Genomic DNA, 24152 nt, shown 5'->3' with positions numbered 1-24152 from the left:
CGCGCTGTGCCGGACGGCAAGCGCCCGACCGACAATTGGTCAATTCAGCGCGACATAGCGTGCAATATCGGCCTTGGTCAGATAACGCATCTGGTCATAATTGCTGGCGTTGGTCAGCGCATAAAAGGCCCGCGCGGCATCGGCATCCAGCCCCATTTCACGGTAATAGTCCAGATATTCGGCATGCACTGGATCGTCCGCCGGATAATCGCGCGCCTCTAGACCAGCTTCGTCGCGCCAGCTGTGCACCCCAAATTCGGCCGAAGGGTGCGCGCTGCGCGTGACGCCCGCGAGAAACAGCTCAACCGCGCCCGATCGCACCGACCCACCTTCGGGGATATGCGTCGCCAGCCCTGCGCGGCGCACCATGCGGGCCAGACGCAGATTGGCCTCTTCGTCCAGACTGCCTGGGCAATCGATCAGCTCGATGCGCTTCAGGCCCGGGTGCGCGGCGAGCATCGCGGCGAAGTCTTGCGGCGTCGCGCCGGTCACGCTGCCCGCCATCCGCGCGGTTTCGCCATCGACGACCGTAAAGGGGCCATAGCGCGGTCCCGCTGCGGCTTCGCGCAGCAGACCCGGGGCAGGGGCGTGGCGCTTGCTGGCGCCGGTGTCGCCGACGACCGTATCGGCGCCATCGCCATCGCCGTCATCGACATCGACATCGACATCGACAATTTCATATTCGACGGTGGTTTCGATGGTGATGAAGTGCTCGCTCCCGGCATACGCGGGCGCAAAGGCGAGGACGGCGGCAACCAGAGCCACCAGCGCGGTGCGCAGCAGGGAAAGCGGCGAGCCCATCCCCCGTTGCTACGCGCGTGACGGTCAACGATACGGTAAGGCGTAGCGTAAGCGTCGCGTTAACCTAGCTGATTGAGCTGGCTAGGGAACCGTGCAAGCTATGTCGCCCCGCATGGTCGCCGAAACAGGCCGTCAATCCCGATCTGGCGCCCCAAGCGGGAAATAATGGCGGTAGGGGCGTGCGGCCTCGACGCATTGTACAACCGATGGCCGCTCGAGCAGCCGCGCGCGATAGGCCCGCAGCGTCGTCAGGCTGTGGGGGATCTCCTGCACCCAGTCCGCGTAGAACAGCGACGGAGCCGCGGCGCAATCGGCCATGCTGAAATCATTACCGCACGCCCAGCCATGGGGCAGCAGCACGGTTTCCAGCCAGCCATAGATTTTCAGCAGTTCCTGCCGGGCACGCGCGATGCGGTTTTCGTCGGGGGTTGGAGTTATGAAGGGCAAATGCTCGGCAACAATGGCCTGAGCGTTGCCCATAACATGATTATCGAACATCCGGTCCATCAGCCGCACTTTCAGCGCGGCGTCCCAGTCTTGCGGGATCAGCGCCGGGGCGTGCGGCATTTTCCGGTCGATATATTCGATGATGATGCTGGATTCGAACAGCGTCCGTTCGCCGTCGATCAGGATCGGAAATTTGCCGCTGGGCGACTGCGCTGCAAGCACGGCGCCATTGTCGGGCTCGCTCGGGTCGACGTTGCGAAATCGATAGGTCGCACCTTTTTCGATCAGCGCAATCTCGCCCTTCCAGGTGTATGAGGAGAAGGGGTGACCAAAATATTCCATCACCAAATCCCCTCCGCCATCCGTCGCTGGCGGTCGGCTTCGCGCGCACTGGTCGATTGCGGCCCGGCCCAGCCATGTTCGATGGCCGCGCCGGGCTCGTAGGTAGCGATTATGGTGCCGGTGCGCGTCACCTGATGTGCCACTTGCCGCAGGCCCTGCGCGGGCGTGCCTTCGCCGAACAATCTTTTGCCGCTGCCCACCACGACAGGGAAGATCATCATCGTCAATTGGTCGAGCAGACCCGCGGCCAGCAATTGGGGATAGAGCGTGCCGCTGCCTTGGGTCAATAGGTCGGGGCCGTCGCTGGCCTTTATCGCGCGCAGCGCGTCAAAGTCGGCCAGCGCATGGCTGTTCGCCCAATCCAGATCGGGAGCGCCCCGGGTCAATACATATTTGTCGGCGCGGGTAAACGCCGCGGCCATGGCCAGCGCCTCCGCCTCGCCATCGTCGCTGCCGCTTGCCTCGAACAGCTGGCCAATGCCCGTCGTGTCGCCGCCCAGATAGGGCCAGTAGGCCGCAAAAATCTCATAGGTGCGCCGCCCCAATAGCAAGGCATAGGATTCGCCAAAGAAAGCGTCGATTGCCGCCCCGACATCCTCGTCGAAAAATTGCGGCAGCCAGCCGCCATGGGCAAATCCGCCGGTCGGGTCTTCGCTGGGCCCGCCGGGGGCCTGGATGACACCGTCAAGACTGACGAAGGCGCTGCCCCGGATCTTACGCACGGCCACTTCTCCGCGCGCCTACCAGCCCGAAGTGCGCCCCGTCGGGATCCAGTGCGATGAGGCTGAAATCGCCACCTGGGATTTCCTGTAGCTCTTGATAGATGGAGCCACCCGCCGCCGTAACCGCCCCGTGCGCCGCATCAATGTCAGCGACGCGGAAATAGAACAGCCAGTGCGACGGCTCGTCGTTCACGGCATGCATGACCGCGCCCTGCATGAAACGCTTGCCCGACGCCCACAGAAATTCATATTTGCCGCTGTCTCCCATATCCATGTCGCCGTCTTGCACCCAGCCGAACTGCGCGGTGTAAAAGGCTTTCGAAGCGTGGGGGTCGCGCGATGCCAGCTCGTTCCATGCGCCATGGCCAACTTTCGGCTCGGTTGCGGCAAAGCTGTGGCTTGTCTCGTCGGACGCGCCCTTCATCACATAGAAGGGCGCCCCCGTCGGGTCGGCAACCATTGCCATGCGCCCGACGCCGTCAAGGTCCATTGCGGGCATCAACTCGGCCCCGCCGGCCGCCGTAATCGCCGCGACGCTGGCATCGACATCATCGACCGCCAAATAGCCGATCCATGCCGGCCGCGCGCCGTGCTCGGCCATTTCGGGCGTGATTGCCATGAAACCACCAACGCCGTCGGCCATGTCGCTGCCGTCACCGCTGGAAAAGAAGCGGTAATCCATGCCCGGCTGGCCCGACGGGCTGCTGGTCCAGCCAACAACCTTGGCATAAAAATCCGCCGCTGCATCGGCATCGCTGGTCAGCAGTTCGTACCAGATAAAGTCGCCGTGCCGGTTGGCCATGTCACTTCTCCATCGCGACGACAGGATTGAAACCGCCCCAGATCATGCGCTTGCCGTCGAACGGCATCGGGTTCTTCGCAGGGTCCATGCGCGGGTCTTTGAAATCGGGGGCCATCATGGTGGCATAGGCCCTGTCGCGCGTTTCCTTGTCGGGCCATTCGATCCAGCTAAAGACGACATCTTCGTCAGTCTCGGCCTTCACCGCCATACGGAAATCGGTTGTCTTGCCTTCGGGCACATCGTCGGCCCAGCATTCAAGCACGCGGACTGCCCCCATTTCGATAAACATGCCGTCGGCCATTTGGGCATGGTCGATGAACTTCTGGCGGTTGGCTTTCGGCACCGCGATCACGAATCCGTCGATATAGGTCATGCTGTTTCTCCCTCCATGGCAAAGGCTAACCGTTGTGCGCGGCAAATCCACGGCGCTTTCGACAGGGAGTGCTGCCTGCCCGACGATTGCGAAAAAGACTCGACGCCCTCGCGCTTTATTGTCACAAGCTCAGCGGAACAAAGCAAGCACATTGTTCTGACAGCGCAGGTGCACCATGGTCGCGATTGTCTCCACCACCGCCTATCTCGGCCTCGAAGCGCGCGGGGTGGAGGTGCAGTGCCAGATCACCCCCGGCATGCCCAAATTCATCATCGTCGGTCTGCCCGACAAGGCGGTGGGAGAAAGCCGTGAACGCGTTCGCGCCGCGCTTGCCGCCATCGGCCTGTCGCTCCCGCCAAAGGTTATCACGGTCAATCTGTCGCCCGCCGACCTGCCCAAGGAAGGGTCGCATTACGACCTGCCCATCGCGCTGGCGCTGCTCGGCGCGATGGGCGTGATCGATGCTGAGACGCTGGCGAGCTATGTTGTCGTCGGTGAGCTCGGTCTCGATGGTCGCGTGGCACCGTCGCCGGGCGTATTGCTCGCGGCGCTGCATGCGGGGGCGGAAAACAAGGGTCTCGTCTGCCCCGTTGCTCAGGGTCCGGAAGCGGCTTGGGCAGGCAATGTCGAGGTGCTCGCCGCGCCCGACCTTCTGTCGCTGCTCAACCATTTCAAGGGCTATGCGCTGCTCCCCGCGCCGCAACCTGGCACGGTGGAGGAACCGGTGCGCCGCGCCGATTTGCGCCAAGTGAAGGGGCAGGAAGTCGCGAAACGCGCGCTCGAAATCGCCGCGGCAGGCGGGCATAATCTGCTGATGAGCGGTCCGCCTGGCGCGGGCAAATCGCTGATGGCCGCGTGCTTGCCGGGCATCTTGCCCGACCTTACGCCCGCCGAAGCCTTGGAAGTGTCGATGATCGCTTCGGTCGCGGGGCAGCTTGAAGGAGGGCGATTGGTCCGCGCCCGACCGTTTCGCGCGCCGCACCACAGCGCCTCAATGCCCGCGCTCGTCGGCGGGGGCCTGCGCGTGCGCCCGGGCGAGGTCAGCCTCGCGCATCTTGGCGTCCTCTTCCTCGACGAATTGCCCGAATTCCAGCGCACTGTGCTCGATTCGCTGCGCCAGCCGCTCGAAACGGGCGAGGTCAGTATCGCGCGCGCCAACAGCCACGTCACCTTTCCGGCGCGCGTCCAGCTGATCGCGGCGATGAACCCGTGCCGCTGCGGCCATCTGGGCGACGCCGCGCTGGCCTGCAGCCGCGCGCCGAAATGCGCGGGCGATTATCAGGCTAAGGTTTCGGGCCCGATGCTCGACCGGATCGATTTGCATGTCGAGGTGCAGGCGGTCAGCGCCGCCGATCTGGTCCTGCCGCCGCCCGCGGAGGGGAGTGCCGAGGTAGCCGCACGAGTCGCCGCCGCGCGCGACCGGCAAACGGCGCGCTATGCCGGGACAGGCGCGCGCACCAACGCCGAAATCGATGGCGACTTGCTGGAAAGCGCCGCGACCCCCGACGAACCCGGCCACAAATTGCTGGCCCAGGCCGCCGAAGCCATGCGCCTCAGCGCGCGCGGCTATACGCGGATTTTGCGTGTGGCCCGGACGATTGCCGATCTCGCCGGCGCAGAAAAAGTTGGCCGCATCCATATCGCCGAAGCGCTGAGCTACCGGCGGATCGGGGTGCGGGGGTAGGCGTTACCCCGCCAGCTGGCCCTCACCGCCGCTGCCACCCACCACGCCCAGCGCCGGTTTCGCAACCCCTGCGCGGCGGTGGGTCAGTTTGCCGTCCACATGCGCGCCCTGTTCGATGGTCACGCTTTCATATGTGACGTCGCCGGTGATGCGCGCGCTGGCGTGGATGACCAACGTCTTGGCCTCGATGCTGCCGTCGATGGCGCCGGCCAGCTTCGCCGAATCGGCAACAACGCTGCCCTTGATTTCGCTTGCCTCGCCCTGCACCAGATTGGCGCACTTGAGGTCGCCCTGGATTTTGCCGTCGATGTGCAAGTCGACGCTGGCCGACACATTGCCGGTGATGACGACATCGGCACCCAGAATCGAGAAAGTGGTGTGGCGCGCGCCGGTGGCCATGCTTGCCATCCTATTGGTTCCGGGCGACGGCGGCGACGCGCTCTCGGGCGTCGGCTTTGGCTTCGAGAACATCTTTGTTCACCTCCAGAAAGCGGCGCGGATTGACCGCGGCGCCGTTGATGCGGACTTCGAAATGCAAATGGCTGCCGGTCGAACGTCCGGTCGATCCCATACGCCCGATCTTGTCGCCCGCCGCGACCATCTGGCCCACGCGCGCGTCAAAGCCTGACAGGTGGGCATAGCGCGTCATGATGCCCTGACCATGGTCGATCTCGATGGTCTGGCCATAGCCGCCCTGCCAGCCGACGCTGGCCACGCGGCCAGGCGCGGCAGCCAAAATGGGCGTGCCCACCGGCCCTTTGAAGTCCAGTCCGCTATGCATCGCCGCCCCGCCGTTGAACGGATCGCTGCGATAGCCAAAGCCCGAGGACATCAGGGTAATGCTGGCGGGCTTGCCTGACGGCATGGCGACCAGCGTACGTTCCAGCACTTCCATACGGAACAGCGCGCCTTCCAGCGCGGCAAAGGCAGGTCCCAGCGCCTTGGCGCGGCCCAGGCGGCCCTTATAGGGGATGAAGGGACCACCGCGACCGCGCTGGGCATTTTGGACCAACGCCTTGGGGTTCAGCCCCAGCTTGGCGACCGCCATTTCGGCCTGCGCGGCGCGGGCGTTGACGGCGGCAAGCAAGCGCCCGGCGAACGCCTCCTGCCGCGCTTCGATGCGCGCGAGCGCCTGCGCTTCGGGCGGCAGGCTGGGGTCGATCACAAAAGTCGTTTTCAGCGGTTCGGCGGGTTCGGCGGCATCGGCTGCGGGCAGCGCGCCCGCGTCCTCGCCAAAATGCTCTTTGGCCCAGCCCTCGAGCTGCGTCTGGCGCTCGTCGAGGTCGGCGGCGGTCTCGGTGACGCGGCCCTGATATTTGGCAATGCGGGCTTCCGCTGCCGCCGCCTTGGCCTGCTGCGCGGCGACGGCGGCGCGTTCGTCGGCGGTCAGCCACTGGTTGACCAGCATGGCGACGGTGAAGGCCGCCCAGACAAACAGGACGAGCGCGGCAATCGCCGCCACACGCTTTTGCAAGCGCGCGCTGATGCGCACGAAACGGACTTCGCCGTGCGTGCGAACAAAAATCTCATGGTCCTGAAACAGGGCAGCAACACGGTTGCGCCACTGGCTCAGGCCAGTCGGTAGTGATGGCAAGGTGACGACCCCATCCGTTATTGTCGGGCGTTGCTTTTGCATTGCCCCCCGATTGTGGGAGGCCCCTAGCAGCCCCGCGCGCGGAGTCCGAATCTTGCGCGGCAGACTCGGGCCGAGTCGAACCATCAACAAGGTGAGCCGTGGAACAAGCCGCCGAATCGACCCCGGCAAGCGAATCACCTGTCCCATATTGAAACGATTCGCGGCGGTTGACGCCTCCCTAACTTTTGGCGGTTATGCGCAAGGATAATGACTTTGATGCGCCCACTGGTCGCCGCCCCGACCCCTGCCGCGCCGCCGCCCGATGCGGTGGCGGTGGCAACCGCGCGTCCGCGCTCGGCGGTCAGCGCGGGTGTCGGCTATGCTGGATTGGCTGGCCTGATCTTCTATCTGCTCGCGGCGCGCACCGCCCCCGAAATCGCCTCTTTTTTCGGCGTCGACTGGGGCAATCGCGGAGTGATGAGCGGGCCGAGTTCGGCGATAGCCAGCGTGCTGGCATGTGCCATCCCGATGGTCTTGTGGTCGGTGCTGGTCGACCGCGTGCACCGCAGCCCAACCACCGGGATCAACTGGGCCTTGCGGCGTCCATGGCGCGAAACACTGGACATCAGCTTTATGAAGCTCGCCGGGCTATGGGCGACATGGGGCCTCATTGCCTTGGCCTATGGCGCCCTGCGCTACTATTGGCAGGGGCAGTATCTTTTCTCGATGCAATTGCTGGGTGCGGTGCTGCCGGCGCTCGTTTTGCTGTCGGTGCCCTATGTGCTGTGGCTTGACCGGCGGCTCATTGATCCGCGCGATGGCTGCCATGCGTTCGGCAGCTGGCTCATGGGCCAAGGCGCTGATGCGGACGCGCGCCGCGCCATCGGCCATCATCTGCGCGCTTGGGCGGTGAAGGGCTTCTTTACCGCCTTCATGCTGTCGATCGTGCCGGGCAACTTTGCGAGCCTGGTCAGCGTGCCTATCGCCGAGGTCACGGCCAATCCTTACGCCCTCGCGCTGTGGACGATCAACTTCCTGTTCCTGATTGACGTCCATGTCGCGACCGTGGGCTACATACTGACGGTCAAGCCGCTCGATGCGCATATCCGCACCGCCAATCCCTATGGCATGGCTTGGGTCGCGGCGCTGATCTGCTATCCGCCCTTCATCCTGATGAACGCGGGCGGTCCGCTCGACTATCACGCCGGGACAGCGGATTGGGGTTACTGGTTTACAGCGAACGATAGACTGTTGATCGTCTGGGGTGTGCTGCTCGCAGGGCTAACGACGGTTTACAGCTGGGCGACACTAGCGTTCGGCATTCGCTTTTCGAACCTCACGCACCGCGGCATCATCACCCACGGCCCATACCGGTTTACCCGCCACCCCGCTTATGTCGCGAAGAATCTGACCTGGTGGCTGGGGGCGATGCCATTTCTGGTGACGTCAGGCAGCTTGGTCGAAGGACTGCGCAACGCGGTGCTGTTGGGCGCAGTGAGCCTGGTCTACTATTGGCGCGCTAAGACCGAGGAAAAGCACCTCCTCGCTGACCCGGCCTATGCCGCTTATTGGCACTGGGCGCAGCAGCATGCGCTAATCCCACGCCTGTGCGCGCGGCTAACTGGGCGGGCGAAGCCGCTGGTGGTGCTGCAACCCGATCCCGCCGTCGGGCCTGTCGCCTGAACAAAGGGCCCCGGCATTGCTGCCGAGGCCCCTTGATTAGCGGGTAAGAGGGTTCAGAACTTGAACCCGGCTTCGATCCCCCAGATCCGCGGTTCGTTGACGAAACCGGTCAGGTTGTTGAAGTCGATACCGCCCACGGCCGACGTGTCGCCGGTGATGTTGCGGACGAAGCCAGCCACGTCGAAGCTATCGGTCTTGTAACCGATGCGCAGCCCGCCTTCGAGCATGTGCGCGTCGGTAAACTCGACCGAGCGATACAGGAAGAAATGGATGCGGCTGCGATAGGCCCAGTCGGTGTAGGCGTAAACTTCGCCGTCGCCCACGGGGATGCCGTAACGCGCGGTCCAGTTGACGATCCACTTGGGGCTTTGCGGCAGGCTGTTGCCGTCGATGTTGACGATCGCGGCGCTGAACGGTGCGGCCGGGGTCACGATTGGATCGGTGACGGTGCACAGCGACGGATCGGCGGGCAACAGGTCAGTACGCACAGCGCCGCACGCCGCCGTGGTCAAACCGGCGCTGCGGATTTCGGTATTGTTGTACGACAGGCCTGCGGTCAGCGTCAGCTCGGGCACCGGACGCAGTTCGAGGTCGGCTTCAAAACCATAGCCGCGCACATTGTCTGCGTTAATCAGGCGGTTGGCGTTGACGCCGCCGCCGACGGCCGTCAGCTGGGCATCGTCGAGGTTATAAAGAAAGCCGTTCAGATTGAAACGGCCGCGTCCGTCAAGGAACGTCGTCTTGACGCCCGCTTCCCACGACAGGATGGTTTCGGCGTCGCCGATGGTCACGCCGTCTTCCAGCGGGGTGGCGGTCGCGGGCGGGAACAGCACACGGCCCTGGATCGACGGCGCACGATAGCCGCGCGCGACACGGGCATAAAGGTTCACATCGTCGCTGGCGGCATAGGTCGCGCTCAGATCCCAGGTGATATTGTCATCCTCGACCGAGCGGGTGACGGTGCCCAGCGGGTTTTGCAGGAAGGCGGGGAACTGGGTGTCGCGGCTGCGCACCACCACGAAATCGCGGCTGTCATTGTTGTAGCGGATGCCGCCGGTCACCGACAGCGCGTCGGTGAGTTCATAGGTGAGCGAGCCGAACACGCCCCAGGCTTCGCTCTGCTGGTCCTGCGCGACCAATATGTTGACGCCGCCCGGCGCATTGTTGGGATCGCCCAGTGTCGAGTAATTCTCGCTGACGATGGTCAGGTCTTCATCGAAATAGAAGACGCCCGCCTGATAGGACAGCGGCCCTGTGCCATTGCTGGCGATGCGCAGCTCCTGCGTGAACTGCTTCAAGCTCGGCACGCTGTCGCGCGTTTCGGCGGTGAACGGAATCTGCCCCGGACCGGTCAGGTTGGGCGGCAGGAAGTTGGCACCAAAGCCGCCATCGACATCGCCGACCGAGGTGGCGTCGCCGTCCCAATAACTGGTGACCGAGATGATATCGACTGCGCCGGCATCATAGGTGATGCGCGCTGACAGGTTCCAAGTGTCGACTTCCTGTTCATTCTGGCCATCGACGGACACCCGATTGCGGCGGAAATTGGCGTTAAGCCCTGACTGCCCCTTGGTGAATACATTGGCGCGGAACACGCGTGCAGTGCCATCGAGCGAACGGATTTGCCCGCCAAGCAAGATGTCGAGATTGTCGCCGGGCTCAATCAACAGCTGGGCGCGCGCGGCAAATTCTTCATAACCTTCCAGCGCGTCATTGGTGGTGCCGGACGGCAGGACATTGTCGATGTAATCGTCCTGACGCTGATACATGGCGGAAAGGCGGGCCGAAACGGTGTCGGACAGGCGGCCCCCGACGGCACCTTGCGCGTTCACATTGTTGTAGCGGCCCCAGGAAATGCGGCCATAGCCATTGGTGTCGTCGCCCGGCTTGACCGAATCAAACTTGACGATGCCCGCTGGCGTGTTGCGCCCGAACAGGGTGCCCTGCGGCCCGCGCAGCACTTCGATGCGGTCAAGGTCAAATACCGGGAAACCTTTCAGGATCGGGTTTTCTAGGACGACATCGTCATAGACCAAACTGACCGGCTGCGACGCATTGAAGTCGAAATCGGTATTGCCAAGGCCGCGAATGTAAAAGCGCGGGAAGGTGCGGCCGAACGAGCTTTCGATCAACAGGCTGGGGACGCGCCCCGACAGGCCGCGCACATCGACGCCGCCCGCGGTGATCGCGTCCAATTTGTCGCCGCCCACGGCAGTGATTGACAGCGGAATATCCTGCAGATTTTCCTCACGGCGCTGTGCGGTGACGATGATGTCGCCCAACGTCCCGTCCTCCTGCGCGGTCGTGTCTTGCGCAATGGCAGGGACGGCCCAGCCAGTGACGGTCAGGGCAGTGGTTAGCGAAAGAACAGAAATCAGGCGGCGCATCGGCTTTGCTCCTGTTGCAAAAAGGGGGAACGCGTATCGCATTGCAACCCAAGTCGGGTATCACTGCGCCGTTGTCGCGCGCGCCGCCCAGCGTCAACGGCTGACGCAGCGCACTCGCGAATAATTGCATGACTGTTGCAAAATTGCGGCGGTTTGTGACAGCCGGACTGGCTTTTATGACAAAGTCAAAAGCTCAGCTCGTCATAAATCGGGTCGAGCGAGCCGCCCCACGGGCCTTCATAGCGTTTGAGGAGGTCGTGCGCGGGCGAGATGCCACTGGCGACGATGCGGCGCAGCGGCTCAAGGAAGCCGACCTCGGTATCACCCATGGCATTGACTTCGCCGCGCGCGATCAGCCCCGCGCTCGCAATCTCGAGCACCTGTTTGGCCAGATCGCCTACGGTGCCGCCGCCGGGGGCGGGGGCACACAGCCCCTGACGCGGCACAGCATCACGCAGCGCTTGTTGTTCGGAAATGCTCCAGCCTTTGACCAGGTCCCAGGCGGCGTCGAGCGCGCCTTGATCATAGAGCAGCCCGACCCACAAGGCGGGCAGTGCGCAGATGCGATTCCATGGCCCGCCATCAGCCCCGCGCATTTCGAGATAGCCTTTCAGTCGGACCTCGGGGAAAGCGGTCGACAGATGGTCGGTCCAGTCGGAGGCGCGCGGCAGTTCGCCGGGCAGCGCCGGCAGTTCGCCTTTCATGAAATCCCGAAACGACTGGCCCGCCGCGTCGATATAATTGCCGTCGCGAAACACGAAATACATCGGCACATCGAGCATATAGTCAACGTAGCGATCGTAGCCAAAGCCATCCTCGAACACGAAAGGGATCATGCCGGTGCGCGCCGGGTCGGTGTCGGTCCAGATATGGCTGCGATAGGAGAGGAAGCCGTTTGGCCGCCCTTCCGTAAAGGGTGACGAGGCGAACAGCGCGGTGGCGACGGGTTGCAGCGCGAGCGAGACGCGAAATTTCTGCACCATGTCCGCTTCGCTGCTGTAATCCAGATTGGTCTGGATGGTGCAGGTACGCAGCATCATGTCGAGCCCCATCGTGCCGACGCGCGGCATATGGTCGAGCATGATCTTGTAACGCCCCTTGGGCATGATTGGCAGCTCAGCGCGAGTCTTGTCGGGCCACATTCCAAGTCCAAGGAAGCCCAAGCCAAGTTCGGCGCCCACTTCCTTTACCTGTTTCAGGTGGCGCCCGGTTTCGGCACAAGTCTGGTGTAGGTTGGCGAGCGGCGCACCTGACAATTCGAGCTGACCTGCCGGTTCGAGGCTGACGGTGCCATCGCTTCCCGCCAGCGCGATCACGTTTTCCGTCCCATCTGGGCCACGCTCAAGCACTGGTTCCCAGCCAAATCGGGTCAGAGCCATGAGCAGGTCGCGAATGCCACTGGGCTCGTCATAACTGGGGGCGCGATGGTCGGCGGTGCGGTAAACGAATTTTTCATGCTCGGTGCCAATGCGCCAGGCTGATTTGGGCTTTTCGCCCTTGCGCATCGGCGCGAGCAACTGTTCGCGGCTTTCGATGAAGGGATCGTTTTCTTTTGAAACCTGCCGTGTGCTCATGCCTGCGGTTTAGGGGGGCATCGCGGGGGCGACAAGTCAGTTTATTGTGACTTGAAAAACCATGGCAAAGGTATCGTTGGCAGCAAGCGAAGCGGCGCTGCCGGAGACCATGCCACCGGAAAAAGCCATGCCGAAAGGGTCGCTCTCATCGGCGCCGACATTGTCATCATCCTCAACTATGGTCGCGCCCGCACAACTGGGCCCCGATCGCAAACTGCCGGTCACATAAGTGGTGTTCGACGGCACGGGATCGTTGACCAAGATGTTGGTCGACGCGGCCGTCATGGCGTTGCCGTTGTTGGTGACCAAAATGCAATATTGCACCGTCGCACCGGGAATCGCTTTGGGGTTGGTGGCATTGTTGATGGGGTCGCTGACAGCTGTAGAGCTTTTCACCGTCGACAGGCTGGTCGAGGTGATGAGCAGATCGGCGCGGCGAAAATTGCCGGTATCGGCGCTGACAGCATCGCAAATGCGCAGGCTCCAGGTGCCCGCTGCATCCTGACCGTCAAAGGCGCTGAGCGGGTTCGCGGGCCGAAAGCTGTGGTTGTAAGGTGGAGGGGTGGGGGTCAGTGGATCGTTGACTGTCGCATTGTGCGACGTAATCGCCGCAGCGGCCTCATCATCGAACAGATCATTCAGATTGTTGCCCGATTGGACATTGGTCGTCCACGGCAGCAAGCTGACGCTGGTCCCCGCTGGCGAGGTGAGAAAGATGCGCAGGTCACTGCGGTAGGTGTGATCCAGCAAGATGCCCAAGTTGACATCGCCAACGATGTAGGAGGTTGGAACAGTGAATGTCCGGGTAAGCTGAGAGGCGATGGGGAGGTTGCAGCTGACGTCGGAAATCCCGCCGCCGGCGGCGTTTGAATAAGTGGTTTGCGTTTGCGCTGCGGCCACGCCGGGCCACGCCATAAGCGACAGCGCAGCGAGCAGGCACACAAGTGCCCGCGGCTGTGACCAAGCCGACAAATTGGTACATCGGCTCGCCAGCAACAATGCGCGCCCGCCAGACATAACCCGCTGTCTCAAACAATGGTTAATTTTGGCCTTATCTCGGCGCAGCGGGGCTAGGCAACCAGGGTTTTGACCAATAAGGCTTCAGTGTGACTAGGGGGGTTCGGCCAGCAATCAAGAGGCTGCTGTTGCTTTTGGCAATGGCATCGGCGGCGCTGTTCACCGCCGCGCCTGCGGCTGCGCAAACCTGTTCACCGGCGACAACGCAGGGCACCGCGCCCGATGGCTGGCAAACCTACTGCTGGCTCAATTTTGCCACCTACAATGACACAGCGGCACGTTCGGGGGCGGGACAGAATTTTTCCTACACGCTGACGGACGGGTCGACGCTGACGTTCAACTTGCGGGTAACGCTAGGGTCTGGAACGGCCTTCAATGCCGTGGCGGCGCCATCGTGGACCGGTGCTGCGGTGGGCAATACCGCCTTTCTCGGGATTCCCGGGCGGCCCATCCTTTACACTGCTGCGGCTGGGACCCGCCTCATCACCATCTCCAACATCTTGATCACCCCGCCCGCCGGGGCCAGCGCGGTGACGGCTTACAGCTTTGTGGTGGCCGATGCCGAATCGTCCAACGATGGTGAGTCGCTGATTTACACGACCAATGGGTCGGCCTGGACGGTATTGGATATTGTGCCGCCGATCAGCGGCAACAATTATCCAGCAATCAGCGGCGCAGGCACCACCACCTTCACGGTAACTGGTGCGCCCGGTACGGTTGGGGGGCATATCGTCGGGTCGAACAGCCCCACCACGGTAACCGCCCAGTTGCAGGCGGGCGGGTTGCAGGGGGTCATGTTCGCGGTGCGATTTGCGTCCATCCGCTTGAACAAGCTGATTACCGGAGCGCGGGTGAACGCAGCGGATCAGTTCACCTTCAATGTCACGGCGACTTCATCGGGCGGCACGCTGGCGACGGGAACGACGACGGGCACCGGCAATGGACCCTTCGCCGCCACCGCGGTCAGCCTGGCGTCGGGCATTTCGCTGACGCTCAGCGAAGCCATGGCCGCAGGCAGCGTCAGCAGCATCAGCCAATATCGATCGTCGCTGACCTGTACCAACAGTACGTCGGGGTCTTCGACTCCGTTGCCGGTCAATGTGCAGACGACCAGCTATGTGCTTGGCGCGCTGGCCTTTGGCGACGCGCTGGTCTGCAATTTCACCAATGCCGCCTTTCCGCACGTGCAATTGCGCAAAGCCTTGGGCGGCTCCGGACGGCGCTTTACCGGGGATCAGTTCACGGTTCGGATCCGTAATGGCGCAGCAGTGCTGGCGTCGGCGACGACCAGTGGCACGGGGGGAACGGTGACCGGCGGTGATACTGGGCTGGTACAGATGACCGCGGGTACCGCGCTAACGCTTGACGAGATTGCTGCGGGTACCGGAAACCTGGGCAACTACAGCCAGACCATGGCGTGCACCAACGCTTTCGGGTCATCTTCGACCGTGCTGCCAACGACCTATCCAGGCGCGCTGACACCGCAACTGGGCGATGTCGTGACGTGCACACTGACCAACACGCGGCTGGCCACCGCCAATCTGGTGGTGACCAAAACATCGACGGTCATTTCCGATCCCGTCAATGGCACCATCAATCCCAAGCTGATCCCGGGCGCGGTGGTCGAATATGCCATCAGCGTAACCAACGCTGGCAACCAGACGGTGACCGCGAGTTCAATTATCGTTGCCGATGTCCTGCCCGCCAATTTCACCTACGACGCATCGACCCCGGTGACCTTTACCAATGGGACGACGGCTAGCGGTCTCAACGCCTTCAATCCCGCGACGATGGTCAGTTTTTCCAGCCAGCCCAGCGGCGGCGCGCCCTTCACCTATACGCCAGCGGCGGGCTATGACCCCAATGTGCGGGGGGTGCGGATCGCCCCGACCGGCACCATGGCCGCGGCCACGGCGACGACCCAGCCCAGCTTTACCCTGCGGTTCAGGGGTCGGGTGAATTAGCCATCCATATGGCTGTGGCGGCGAGAGTCGCCGTTTCCGCCCGCAATATGCGTGGTCCCAACGAAAAGCGGCGGGTGGCGGGGTGCGCCAAAACCAGTGCTCGCTCGCGGTCCGTGAAGCCGCCTTCGGGGCCGGTGAGCAGCGCGGCAGGGGCAGGGGAATCCGCCATTGCGCTCGCCGCCGGATCTCCGCCGGCTTCATCGGCGAACAGCAGGGTGCGTCCGGTGGGCCAGTCGGCGAGCAGCGTAGGCAACCGGATCGGCGCGACCAGTTCGGGCAGTGCGGTGCGCCCGCATTGTTCAGCGGCCTCGACCGTGATGGCGCGCAGCCGGTCCAAATTGACGCGGTCGACGATCGTGCGCTCGGTCATAATCGGCACCAGCCGCGCCGCGCCAAGTTCGGTCGCCTTTTCCACCAGCCAGTCGAGCGGCGCTTTTTTGATCGGTGCAAAGCACAGCCACAGGTCGGGCACGGCCTCGCGGTTGCGCAGCTTGTGCGTCAGCGTCGCGACCACGCTGCGCTTGCCGGACAGCGAGCAGCTAGCCAGCCATTCGCCGCTGACATCGTCGAACAGGCACAGCGGCGCGCCATCGGCGATCCGCATAACGTTGCGCAGATAATGGGCGGCATTGCCGTCGATGGTCAGGCTGGCGCCTTCGCTGAGCGGTTCAGCGACATAAAGGCGCGGTGTGCTGGCTGGGGGCCAGGCGGGCACCGCCGTCATTCATTGGCCGCCTGATGCAGCCAGTCGGCGTGGCGCGGGGCCTTTTTGGTCTGGCTCCATTCGTCGAGCATCAGCGGGGCGACCCGCGCGAGTTCGGCATATTGGTCGGCCGTGCCGATGTCGCAGGCCAGCTCGACGCGGTGGCCGTTGGGGTCGAAGAAATAGATGGATTTGAAAATGCCATGATGCGTCGGGCCGAGCACGTCGATGCCTTCGCCCTCTATATGCGCTTTCGCCGCGAGCAAAGCATCGAGCGTCGGCACGCGAAAGGCGAGGTGTTGAACCCATTTGGGCGTATTGGGATCCTTGCCCATTTCCGGCTGGTTGGGCAGTTCGAAAAAGGCAAGGATATTGCCGTTCCCGGCCTCCAGAAATACATGCATATAGGGGTCATATTCGCCCGTCGATGGCACATGATCCTCGGCAAATGCGGTGGTGTACCGCATGCCGAGCACGCGTTCATACCATTCCACCGTCTCTTTGGCGTCTTTACAGCGATAAGCGGCGTGATGGATGCCGCCGAGTTTGACCGGGTGGCTCATTCTGCACTCTCCACCGCCAGCGCGCCGCGTTCCAGTTGGTCGCGCTCCATCGATTTGAACAGCGCGGTGAAATTGCCTTCGCCAAAGCCTTCGTCGCCTTTGCGCTGGATGAATTCGAAGAACACGGGGCCTATCTGCGGCTGCGCAAATATCTGGAGCAGCAAGCGCGCATCGCCCGCTTCGGTCGATCCATCGAGCAAAATGCCGCGCGCCTTCAGTTCTTCGACCGGTTCTCCGTGGCCGGGCAGCCGCTCTTCAAGCATCGCATAATAGGTGGCGGGCGGCGCGGTCATCAGCGGCACGCCGTTCGCCTTGAGCCGGTCGAGGCAGGTGATGAGGTCGTCGCAGATGAAGGCAATATGCTGGATGCCCTCGCCATTATATTCGCGCAGATATTCCTCGATCTGGCCTCCACCCGCCTTGCCTTCCTCGTTCAAGGGAATGCGGATTTTGCCGTCGGGCGCCGTCATCGCCTTGGAAGTCAGCCCGGTATATTCGCCCTTGATATCGAAGTAGCGGATTTCGCGGAAATTGAAGACGCGCTCGTAAAAGGCCGCCCAATGCGCCATGCGTCCGGCATAGACATTGTGGGTCAAGTGATCGATTTTTTTGAAACCTGCACCGACCGGATTGCGGTCCACGCCGGGCACAAATTCGAAATCAATGTCATAGATGGACAAGGCGTCGGGTTCATCGAGCGTCGCATAGCGATCGACCAGATAGATGAACGCCCCGCCGATGCCTTTGATCGCGGGGATGCGCAATTCCATGATGCCGGTCTTGCTTTCGACCGGTTCGGCGCCGCGCTCGATCGCTTCGGCATAGGCCTTGGCGGCGTTGCGCACGCGAAACGCCATGCCGCACGCCGATGGCCCGTGCTCGGCGGCGAAATAGGCAGCGGGTGAGCGCGGCTCGTAATTGGCGATCAGGTTGATCTCGCCCTGCCGCCACAGTTCGACGTCCTTTGAACGGTGGCGTGCGACCAGGGTAAAGCCCATCGCCTGAAACACCGGTTCGAGCACGCCTTTTTCGGGCGCGGAAAATTCGACGAATTCAAAGCCGTCGAGGCCCAGCGGATTGTCGAACAAATCGGACATCTAACTATCCTGTGTCAATTTAGTTTCACTTGAAACCAATTATCCCTATCCAGGGGGGGCAAGTCAAGCCGTTCCCTGTAGCGCAAAAACCGCGCATTTCTCAGAAAGTAGAAGGATACCCTCCCCCTCCCCCTCGGCCATTTTCAACATGACTTTGCGATGCAGGGTAAGCGCAACAGGCGCGCGAAGCATTTGTATCGGGGCGAATGAAGCAGATTTGCGCGCTGTAGGACAGCGTTAAATGCGCGGGTTCGTGTGCCTGCCGCTTGCGCTCCCCCGCTGCTGTGTTAGCGATAGCGGCTATGGGTGGGTTTCCTTTCAGCGCCATCGTCGGTCAGGACGAGATGAAGCGCGCATTGTTGCTGGCGGCGGTTGATCCGCGCATCGGCGGGGTGATGATTTTCGGCGACCGCGGGACGGGCAAGTCGACCGCTGCGCGCGCGCTGGCCGCATTGTTACCGCCGATTAGCGTGGTCAAGGGCTGCCGCTTTGGTTGTGCACCCGAAGAGATAGAACGCAGCCCCGATTATGATCCTGCGGCGAAGGTGAAGGCGGTGAAGGCGCCCGTGCCTTTTGTCGACCTGCCGCTGGGATCGACCGAGGACCGGGTGCTCGGCACTTTAGACCTGGAACGCGCGCTGGCGCATGGCGAAAGGCGCTTCGAGCCCGGACTGCTGGCGAAAGCGCATCGCGGGTTTTTGTATATCGACGAGATTAATCTGCTTGAGGATCATGTGGTCGACCTGTTGCTCGACGTCGCAGCGTCGGGCGAGAATCTGGTCGAGCGTGACGGGCTGTCGGTGCGCCACCCTGCGCGCTTCGTGCTACTGGGCAGCGGCAACCCTGAAGAAGGCGAGTTGCGCCCGCAATTGCTCGACCGCTTTGGCCTCTCGGTCGAGGTGCGTACGCCCGAGGCCATCGCCGACCGCGTCGAGATTATGAAACGCTGTGCCGCGCACGAAACTGCATCGACCGCTTTCGCCGCCGAATGGGCCGAAGCCGATGCCAAAATCTTGAAGCGCATCGCGCGCGCCAAAGCGGCGCTCGACAAGGTTGCGGTGCCTGACGCGCTGTTCGAAGATATGGCGCAGCTGTGTAAGGCTGTGGGCGCTGACGGCTTGCGCGGTGAATTGACATTGTTGCGCGCCGCGCGGGCGAGCGCGGCGCTTGACGGCGCCAAGGCAGCGACACGCAAGCACCTAAAAGCCGTCGCGCCGCTCGCGCTGCGCCACCGGCTGCGGCGCAATGTGCTCGATGAAACCGGCTCCACGGTGCGGATCGAGCGCGCTTTGGCCGAGCTCTTCGGGTGAGTGACGCAGCGCTTGCGCTGACCCTGTTCCTGCGCGACCCGCAGCGCTTTGGCGGCATCATTTTGCGCGGCGACGGACCGGCCCGCGACGCGATGCTAGCCGAGATTTCGGCGGCTATTGCGCCGCTGGTGCGTATTCCCGCCAATGTCGATGCCGAACGGTTGCTGGGCGGTCTCGACCTGACCGCAACGCTTGCCAGCGGCGCCACGGTCATGCGTCCCGGATTGCTCGAAGCCGCGCGAAGCGGAGCAGTGGTAGTGCCGATGGCCGAACGTCTGCGCGCCGATGTTGCGGCGCATCTTGCGCAGGCAATGGACGCCGGTGGACTGACGATGATCCTGCTGGATGATGGACGCGAGGCGGAGGAGAGAGTGCCAGCGGCGCTGGCCGAGCGAGTAGCCTTTCATTGCGATGTGGGGAGTTTATCCTACTCCGCTCGCCCTTCGACAAGCTCGGGGCAGACGGAAAAGGGGAATAAAGCCATTGCCGATGTTGCGCAGCTCGATCACGTGCAGCTGACTGTCCTCGCCGCCACTGCTTCCGCCCTTGGCGTCACATCGGTCCGCGCGCTCAACTTTGTGCACACTGCGGCGCGGGCGCATGCTGCGCGTCATGATAAATCGGGCGTGGATGACGACGACATCGCCGCCGCCGTGCGCTTAGCGCTTGCTCCACGCGCGACGATGGTGCCGCAACCCGCGCCGCCGCCGGAAGCCGAGAGCGAAGATGCGTCGCCACCCGACGACCAACCCGGTGACGACAGCGCCCGTAACATCGACCCTAGCGAGCTGGACGATTTGGTACTGGAGGCCGCTGCCGCCGCCATTCCGCCGCACATCCTCGACCAAATTGAGCGCCGTGCGCGCGGGGGTGGGCGTGCGACGGGCGGGCGCAGCGGTGACCGACAGAAATCGGCACATCGCGGGCGGCCGCTGGGCGCGCGACCGGGGGTGCCCGGGCAAGGGCGGAAATTGGCGCTGATCGCCAGTCTGCGTGCCGCCGCGCCGTGGCAGGCCATCCGCCGCCGCGATGCCAAGCCGGCTGATGGTCGGCGGGTACATATTCGCAAAGATGATTTGCGCGTGCGCGCGTTTGAGGAGCGGCGCGGGACGTTAACCATTTTTGCCGTCGATGCATCGGGCTCGGCGGCCATGTCGCGGCTGGCCGAGGCCAAGGGCGCCGTCGAGCTGATGCTGGCCGCGGCCTATGTCAAACGCGCGCAGGTCGCGCTGATTGCCTTTCGCAAGGAAGGCGCCGAGTTGCTGTTGCCGCCGACGCGGTCGTTAACGCGCGCGCGCCGGGCGCTGGCCGAATTGCCGGGCGGTGGGGGCACGCCGCTGGCTGCTGGCCTGATCGCGGCGCAGCAACTTGCCAGCAACGCCCAGCGTAGCGGACAGACGCCGGTCATCGCGCTCTTGACCGACGGTAAGGCCAATGTCCGGCGCGACGGTAGCGCCGGCCGTGCCGAGGCGATGGCCGAAGCCGAGGTGGCGGCTAACGCGCTGCGCAGCGCCGGGCATGCGAGCGTCGTCATCGACATCGCCCCGCGCCCGACGGCCGAGGCGGCGTCGCTCGCTGAGGCGTTGGGGGGGCGTTACGTCCCGCTACCCCGCGCAGGCAGCGCCGCGCTAGTCGCAGCTGTGGAAAGCGTAGGCGCGCCGTGAGCCGCTATCCCGAATGGGAGCGTGACGGCGCCGACTGGCCCAACCGCGAAGCCAGCCACTTTGTCGCGGCCGACGGCTATCGCTGGCATGTGCAGGAGATGGGCAGCGGCCCTGTCTGCCTGTTGCTGCATGGCACGGGCGCGGCGACACACAGCTGGCGGGATGTGCTGCCGCTGCTGGCGCAGCATTACCGCGTGATTGCCATGGATCTGCCTGGCCATGGCTTTACCCGGCCCAATCTGGGTCGACGCGCGACGCTGCCGGGGATGGCGGCGTCGGTGGGGGTGTTGCTCGATGAACTGGGCGCGGTGCCGGACTTGATTGTCGGGCACAGCGCCGGGGTGGCCATCGGGCTGCAGCTGACGCTAACCCGCGGCTGGGAAGCGCGGGTGGTGGGCTTCACGCCCGCGCTGATGCCCTTTCCCGGTCTTGCGGCACGGCTGTTTCCTGCGCTTGCCAAGATATTATTCTCCAATCCGTTCGTGGCCATCATTTTCGCGCGGCTGGCAAGTGGACCGGGCGAAACCGCGAAGTTTTTGCAGCGGGCCACGGGTTCGACCATCGATGCCAATGGCGAGCGATACTACCAGCGCCTGTTCCGCACTTCGGGGCACTGCGACGGCGCCATCCGGATGATGGCGAACTGGCAGCTGGAGCCATTGCGTGACCGGCTGGGTGCGGTTGCTGGGCCAGTGCTGTTGGTACACGGGGCCCGTGATGCGGCGATTGCGGAAAAAGATGTGCTGGCTGCAGCGGCGCTGATCCCGGGTTGTCAAACCCAGCGGGTCGCGCATGGCCATCTGGCGCATGAGGAGGCACCGGCGGAAGCTGTGGCCATCATCACGGCATTTGCGCAGGGTGCCGCGCCGGCGTAGCAGTGGCCGGGAGGAGACAGGCGATGGGTTCACTCGACAATTATGGCTTTATCGAAATCATCTTCGTCGGCGTCGTCGCGCTGGGGCTGGGCTTTTGGCAGCTGCGCTCGATCAACCGTGAGATTGCCAAGGACAAGGAAAAGGCCGCAGGCAAAGACGCCAAGCCGGACTAGGCTTCCCTCGGCATCTTATAGGGCAGCATGAATTGCACCACGGGGTGCACCAGCCGGTCCATCGCGATACTTTCCTGCACCGCGGTCACCGGCTGACCGAACAGGTTCATGGCCAGTTTGGAACGCGCATAGAAGGGGGCGTCTTCCCAGGTTTTGGCTACGCGGGCGAACCCTCGGTCAGCGCGTGTCGTGCGTTTCATCAGCCATCCGGTGCGGGGAAGCGGAGCGACGGGGGGCAATTCCTCGTCCTGCACCCGTCCGCGCCGGTCGAAGCGCAGCGCGCTGGCAAAGGGGCTGCCGTCGCGGCGTTCGCCTTCGTAAATCACCGCGACTTCGCGGCCGACGTGCGCGCGTGACCATTGCCAATGTTTGAAACCGGCTTCCAGCGGCTCGCTGCCATAATTGCCGTCGAGATAAGCGTTTCCCGACCAGCGCAGACCTGGCTGTGCCATGTCGACTTCGACCCGTGCCAGCGGGGCTATTGCATGCCAATGGTGGCGGCCCGCTGGATCAAGCTTGAATGCCTGCGGATTGAGCATCACGGGGTGTAAGGTGACCCGCCCGGCAACGCGCCGCCGCCACGGCACGCCCAGCCGGATGTCGCGTTCTTCGATATCGATGATCAGCCGGTCGCGCTCCCAGCGCATCGCGCTGGGGCCGATCGCCAGCTCGTCGGCGCTCTGGATGGTGTCGTGATGTCCCCGCTCGGTCATTACCCAGCGGCCGCGTGGGCCATAGAGCGCGACGTTGAGGCAGCTGTGGTTCACCGGCGTGCTGCGCCCGGATCGCTTGTAGTAGGGGGAAAAAACGCTGCCGATAAAGGCGATGATGGTCAGGCCGTGGCGCCCGTCGTCGCTGATCGCGTCGACATACCACCAGCGATAGCCCTGGGGCGTGACAGCTTCGTCAAACCAAGGTCGGACAACAGCGCGTGTGCCGCCAGCTTCCCCGATAAGGCGGCCATCGGCACCCCCGCGCCCGGATGGGTCGCCCCGCCCGCGCAGTAAAGCCCAGGGATCGCGGTCCGGCTGCCGGGGCGCAGGAAGCTTGCCGCCCACCCGTGCGAGGCCCGTCCATAAAGGGCTCCACCCGTCGCCGGGAAGCGCGCCGAAAAATCCGTCGGGGTAAGCAGATGATGCGGAGACCCCGATTCCAGCTCCAGTCCGCCGCGCCGCAAGCTCGCCAGCATGTTCGCTGTGCATTTTTGCCTCTCCTCTGCAACATATTCATGGGTGTCGCCGTTGGGCGGCGCATTGACGATAATCTGCAATCGCTCGCGGTCTGCTGGTGCGGCGCGACCCTCGCCGCGATCCAGGGCGCAAACATAGGCGGTGGGCTGCTGCGGCACCTCGCCGCGCGCCAGCTGGTCGAACTCGGCCGGATAATCGCCGGAGAAAAACACATTATGGTGGGCAAGGTCGAAGCCGCTGGTGCGGGCGTGCGCCAGCCACACCATCGCCGATAGCGAGCGCGCTTTCACCGGTGTGGCGCGCGCAGCGCCGCAGACGTCGGGGCCCAGCAGTCCCGTTCCCAGCGCGGCGGGGTCGCCGTTGAACAGCACCGCCGACGCGGCAAGGCGTTCGCCGCTAGCCAGCGCGACACCGGCAGCGCGTCCCCGTGCGGTCAGGATTTGCGCGACTCCATCACCATAGCGCAGCGTCGCACCATTGGCCGCGGCGACATTGGCGAGCGCCTGCGCCAGCGCGCTGATGCCGCCGGCAATTTCCCACACCCCCTGCGCCTCGGCATGGGCAATCAGCATCAAGGTTGCCGGGGTCTTGAACGGCGAGGAGCCACAATAGGTGGTATAGCGACCGAATAGTTGGCGCAGGCGCGGGTCGGCAAAATGTTCGCCCATGACCTTCCACAAGCTTTCATATGGGCGGATCGCGAGCAGTGCGCCGATACGCCATAACCCAATGCGCCACATCAGCCCGGGGGGATAAGTTTTGCTGTTCTGCAAAAAGCTTTTGTCGAGGATGTCGTGGATGCGCCGTGCTTCGGCGGCAAAACTGCGATAGCCCTCGGCGGCCTTCATCCCGGCAAAACGGGCAATTGCGTCGCAGCTTTCTTCGAAATCGGCAAAGAGATCGAGCCGTTCGCCATGTCCCCAGCTGTGACGCGCAAGGCGAGTCGCGCGGCGTAAGACCACATGATCGTCCACGGTTGCCCCCGCTTCGGCGAAGATGGCATCGATGATCGGGCGCATGGTGAAAACGGTCGGGCCGGCATCGACCATCACGTCGCCCACCGGCAGTTGCCGTGCCTTGCCGCCCGGGTGGTCCGCCCGCTCAATCAGCGTTACCGGAACCCCGCGCGCCGCCAACAGCGCAGCACCGACCAGTCCGCCGATTCCAGCGCCGATAATCACCACAGGGTCCTGGCGCTGCGCCAC

22 protein-coding genes are annotated in these 24152 nt (G+C 63.7%); 7 read left to right on the top strand and 15 right to left on the bottom strand.

Features of this window, described 5'->3' with window-relative positions:
* Positions 1–39: 39 nt before the first annotated feature.
* From AC2TC0_RS01230 to AC2TC0_RS01210, 5 genes are all read right to left on the bottom strand, one after another.
* Positions 40–801, bottom strand: coding sequence for an alpha/beta hydrolase (locus AC2TC0_RS01230; RefSeq protein ID WP_484715674.1), 762 nt, complete (start codon positions 799–801; stop codon positions 40–42).
* A gap of 132 nt (positions 802–933) precedes the next feature.
* A complete protein-coding gene (locus AC2TC0_RS01225; protein ID WP_484715673.1) occupies positions 934–1590 on the bottom strand; it encodes a glutathione S-transferase family protein in 657 nt (218 codons plus the stop codon).
* Positions 1590–2312 carry a dihydrofolate reductase family protein gene (locus AC2TC0_RS01220; protein ID WP_484715672.1) on the bottom strand — a complete coding sequence of 241 codons (723 nt, stop codon included), beginning with the start codon at positions 2310–2312 and terminating at the stop codon, positions 1590–1592. Before AC2TC0_RS01220 ends, AC2TC0_RS01225 begins: the two co-directional genes overlap by 1 nt.
* The gene (locus tag AC2TC0_RS01215) at positions 2305–3114 is read right to left on the bottom strand and encodes a VOC family protein (RefSeq protein WP_484715671.1); all 810 of its coding nucleotides are present in this window, start codon (positions 3112–3114) and stop codon (positions 2305–2307) included. Before AC2TC0_RS01215 ends, AC2TC0_RS01220 begins: the two co-directional genes overlap by 8 nt.
* Position 3115: 1 nt before the next feature.
* Positions 3116–3487 carry a DUF1428 domain-containing protein gene (locus AC2TC0_RS01210; RefSeq protein WP_484715670.1) on the bottom strand — a complete coding sequence of 124 codons (372 nt, stop codon included), beginning with the start codon at positions 3485–3487 and terminating at the stop codon, positions 3116–3118.
* A gap of 175 nt (positions 3488–3662) precedes the next feature.
* Here AC2TC0_RS01210 and AC2TC0_RS01205 point away from each other — a divergent pair, with 175 nt between their 5' ends.
* The gene (locus AC2TC0_RS01205; RefSeq protein ID WP_484715669.1) at positions 3663–5171 is read left to right on the top strand and encodes a YifB family Mg chelatase-like AAA ATPase; all 1509 of its coding nucleotides are present in this window, start codon (positions 3663–3665) and stop codon (positions 5169–5171) included.
* A gap of 3 nt (positions 5172–5174) precedes the next feature.
* On the opposite strand, the gene AC2TC0_RS01200 is transcribed toward AC2TC0_RS01205, so the two are convergent.
* Together AC2TC0_RS01200 and AC2TC0_RS01195 are read right to left on the bottom strand one after the other, a co-directional pair.
* Positions 5175–5570: a bactofilin family protein gene (locus tag AC2TC0_RS01200; protein ID WP_484715668.1), complete on the bottom strand. Its 396-nt coding sequence runs from the start codon at positions 5568–5570 to the stop codon at positions 5175–5177.
* 10 nt (positions 5571–5580) lie between these two features.
* Positions 5581–6765, bottom strand: a complete 1185-nt coding sequence (locus AC2TC0_RS01195) for a M23 family metallopeptidase (RefSeq protein WP_484715667.1) — start codon at positions 6763–6765, stop codon at positions 5581–5583.
* A 249-nt stretch (positions 6766–7014) separates the two neighbouring features.
* Between AC2TC0_RS01195 and AC2TC0_RS01190 the strand changes: the two genes are divergently transcribed.
* Positions 7015–8430, top strand: a complete 1416-nt coding sequence (locus tag AC2TC0_RS01190; RefSeq protein WP_484715666.1) for a methyltransferase family protein — start codon at positions 7015–7017, stop codon at positions 8428–8430.
* A gap of 53 nt (positions 8431–8483) precedes the next feature.
* On the opposite strand, the gene AC2TC0_RS01185 is transcribed toward AC2TC0_RS01190, so the two are convergent.
* From AC2TC0_RS01185 to AC2TC0_RS01175, 3 genes are all read right to left on the bottom strand, one after another.
* Positions 8484–10817 (bottom strand): TonB-dependent receptor, encoded by a 2334-nt coding sequence (locus tag AC2TC0_RS01185; RefSeq protein WP_484715665.1) that lies wholly within the window; start codon positions 10815–10817, stop codon positions 8484–8486.
* 185 nt (positions 10818–11002) lie between these two features.
* Positions 11003–12391: a glutamate--cysteine ligase gene (locus AC2TC0_RS01180; protein ID WP_484715664.1), complete on the bottom strand. Its 1389-nt coding sequence runs from the start codon at positions 12389–12391 to the stop codon at positions 11003–11005.
* Positions 12392–12427: 36 nt separating this feature from the next.
* Complete coding sequence (locus tag AC2TC0_RS01175; RefSeq protein ID WP_484715663.1) at positions 12428–13291, bottom strand: proprotein convertase P-domain-containing protein; 864 nt, start codon at positions 13289–13291, stop codon at positions 12428–12430.
* 257 nt (positions 13292–13548) lie between these two features.
* Between AC2TC0_RS01175 and AC2TC0_RS01170 the strand changes: the two genes are divergently transcribed.
* Positions 13549–15372 carry a CshA/CshB family fibrillar adhesin-related protein gene (locus AC2TC0_RS01170; protein ID WP_484715662.1) on the top strand — a complete coding sequence of 608 codons (1824 nt, stop codon included), beginning with the start codon at positions 13549–13551 and terminating at the stop codon, positions 15370–15372.
* On the opposite strand, the gene AC2TC0_RS01165 is transcribed toward AC2TC0_RS01170, so the two are convergent.
* The 3 genes from AC2TC0_RS01165 to hppD are packed head-to-tail and all read right to left on the bottom strand — an operon-like array spanning position 15353 to position 17735.
* Positions 15353–16096, bottom strand: a complete 744-nt coding sequence (locus AC2TC0_RS01165; RefSeq protein WP_484715661.1) for a 16S rRNA (uracil(1498)-N(3))-methyltransferase — start codon at positions 16094–16096, stop codon at positions 15353–15355. The genes AC2TC0_RS01170 and AC2TC0_RS01165 overlap by 20 nt on opposite strands.
* Entirely contained in the window at positions 16093–16638 is a 546-nt protein-coding gene (locus tag AC2TC0_RS01160) for a VOC family protein (RefSeq protein ID WP_484715660.1), read from the bottom strand. The genes AC2TC0_RS01165 and AC2TC0_RS01160 overlap by 4 nt, the downstream gene beginning before the upstream one ends.
* Complete coding sequence (gene hppD / locus AC2TC0_RS01155; protein ID WP_484715659.1) at positions 16635–17735, bottom strand: 4-hydroxyphenylpyruvate dioxygenase; 1101 nt, start codon at positions 17733–17735, stop codon at positions 16635–16637. Before hppD ends, AC2TC0_RS01160 begins: the two co-directional genes overlap by 4 nt.
* A gap of 302 nt (positions 17736–18037) precedes the next feature.
* On the opposite strand from hppD, the gene bchI reads away from it, so the two are divergent.
* Genes bchI through AC2TC0_RS01135 form a run of 4 tightly spaced genes read left to right on the top strand, consistent with a single transcriptional unit; the run spans position 18038 to position 21757 of the window.
* Positions 18038–19045, top strand: a complete 1008-nt coding sequence (gene bchI / locus AC2TC0_RS01150; RefSeq protein ID WP_484715658.1) for a magnesium chelatase ATPase subunit I — start codon at positions 18038–18040, stop codon at positions 19043–19045.
* Positions 19042–20709, top strand: a complete 1668-nt coding sequence (locus AC2TC0_RS01145) for a magnesium chelatase subunit D (protein ID WP_484715657.1) — start codon at positions 19042–19044, stop codon at positions 20707–20709. Before bchI ends, AC2TC0_RS01145 begins: the two co-directional genes overlap by 4 nt.
* Positions 20706–21584 (top strand): alpha/beta fold hydrolase BchO, encoded by an 879-nt coding sequence (gene bchO, locus AC2TC0_RS01140; RefSeq protein WP_484715656.1) that lies wholly within the window; start codon positions 20706–20708, stop codon positions 21582–21584. The genes AC2TC0_RS01145 and bchO overlap by 4 nt, the downstream gene beginning before the upstream one ends.
* Before the next feature lie 23 nt (positions 21585–21607).
* Positions 21608–21757 carry a hypothetical protein gene (locus tag AC2TC0_RS01135; protein ID WP_484715655.1) on the top strand — a complete coding sequence of 50 codons (150 nt, stop codon included), beginning with the start codon at positions 21608–21610 and terminating at the stop codon, positions 21755–21757.
* Here the strand turns inward: AC2TC0_RS01135 and AC2TC0_RS01130 are convergent.
* Positions 21754–22524 (bottom strand): hydroxyneurosporene dehydrogenase, encoded by a 771-nt coding sequence (locus AC2TC0_RS01130; RefSeq protein WP_484715654.1) that lies wholly within the window; start codon positions 22522–22524, stop codon positions 21754–21756. The two genes, AC2TC0_RS01135 and AC2TC0_RS01130, sit on opposite strands and share 4 nt — an antisense overlap.
* Positions 22525–22589: 65 nt before the next feature.
* Positions 22590–24152, bottom strand: coding sequence for a 1-hydroxycarotenoid 3,4-desaturase CrtD (gene crtD / locus AC2TC0_RS01125; protein WP_484715653.1), 1563 nt, complete (start codon positions 24150–24152; stop codon positions 22590–22592).

Source organism: Sphingopyxis sp. sgz302558 (assembly GCF_057220455.1).
The sequence above is the reverse complement of the archived record's forward strand: the minus strand, read 5'-3'. Positions and strand labels throughout refer to the sequence as shown.

What these genes read in the sequence shown, in the direction of transcription:
- AC2TC0_RS01180 (WP_484715664.1), bottom strand. Translation starts at nt 12,391, where the DNA reads ATGAGCACACGGCAGGTTTCAAAAGAAAACGATCCCTTCATCGAAAGC.
- AC2TC0_RS01185 (WP_484715665.1), bottom strand. Translation starts at nt 10,817, where the DNA reads ATGCGCCGCCTGATTTCTGTTCTTTCGCTAACCACTGCCCTGACCGTC.
- AC2TC0_RS01215 (WP_484715671.1), bottom strand. Translation starts at nt 3,114, where the DNA reads ATGGCCAACCGGCACGGCGACTTTATCTGGTACGAACTGCTGACCAGC.
- AC2TC0_RS01230 (WP_484715674.1), bottom strand. Translation starts at nt 801, where the DNA reads ATGGGCTCGCCGCTTTCCCTGCTGCGCACCGCGCTGGTGGCTCTGGTT.
- AC2TC0_RS01225 (WP_484715673.1), bottom strand. Translation starts at nt 1,590, where the DNA reads ATGGAATATTTTGGTCACCCCTTCTCCTCATACACCTGGAAGGGCGAG.
- hppD (WP_484715659.1), bottom strand. Translation starts at nt 17,735, where the DNA reads ATGTCCGATTTGTTCGACAATCCGCTGGGCCTCGACGGCTTTGAATTC.
- AC2TC0_RS01210 (WP_484715670.1), bottom strand. Translation starts at nt 3,487, where the DNA reads ATGACCTATATCGACGGATTCGTGATCGCGGTGCCGAAAGCCAACCGC.
- AC2TC0_RS01160 (WP_484715660.1), bottom strand. Translation starts at nt 16,638, where the DNA reads ATGAGCCACCCGGTCAAACTCGGCGGCATCCATCACGCCGCTTATCGC.
- AC2TC0_RS01165 (WP_484715661.1), bottom strand. Translation starts at nt 16,096, where the DNA reads ATGACGGCGGTGCCCGCCTGGCCCCCAGCCAGCACACCGCGCCTTTAT.
- AC2TC0_RS01200 (WP_484715668.1), bottom strand. Translation starts at nt 5,570, where the DNA reads ATGGCCACCGGCGCGCGCCACACCACTTTCTCGATTCTGGGTGCCGAT.
- AC2TC0_RS01135 (WP_484715655.1), top strand. Translation starts at nt 21,608, where the DNA reads ATGGGTTCACTCGACAATTATGGCTTTATCGAAATCATCTTCGTCGGC.
- AC2TC0_RS01190 (WP_484715666.1), top strand. Translation starts at nt 7,015, where the DNA reads ATGACTTTGATGCGCCCACTGGTCGCCGCCCCGACCCCTGCCGCGCCG.
- AC2TC0_RS01170 (WP_484715662.1), top strand. Translation starts at nt 13,549, where the DNA reads ATGGCATCGGCGGCGCTGTTCACCGCCGCGCCTGCGGCTGCGCAAACC.
- bchI (WP_484715658.1), top strand. Translation starts at nt 18,038, where the DNA reads ATGGGTGGGTTTCCTTTCAGCGCCATCGTCGGTCAGGACGAGATGAAG.
- AC2TC0_RS01205 (WP_484715669.1), top strand. Translation starts at nt 3,663, where the DNA reads ATGGTCGCGATTGTCTCCACCACCGCCTATCTCGGCCTCGAAGCGCGC.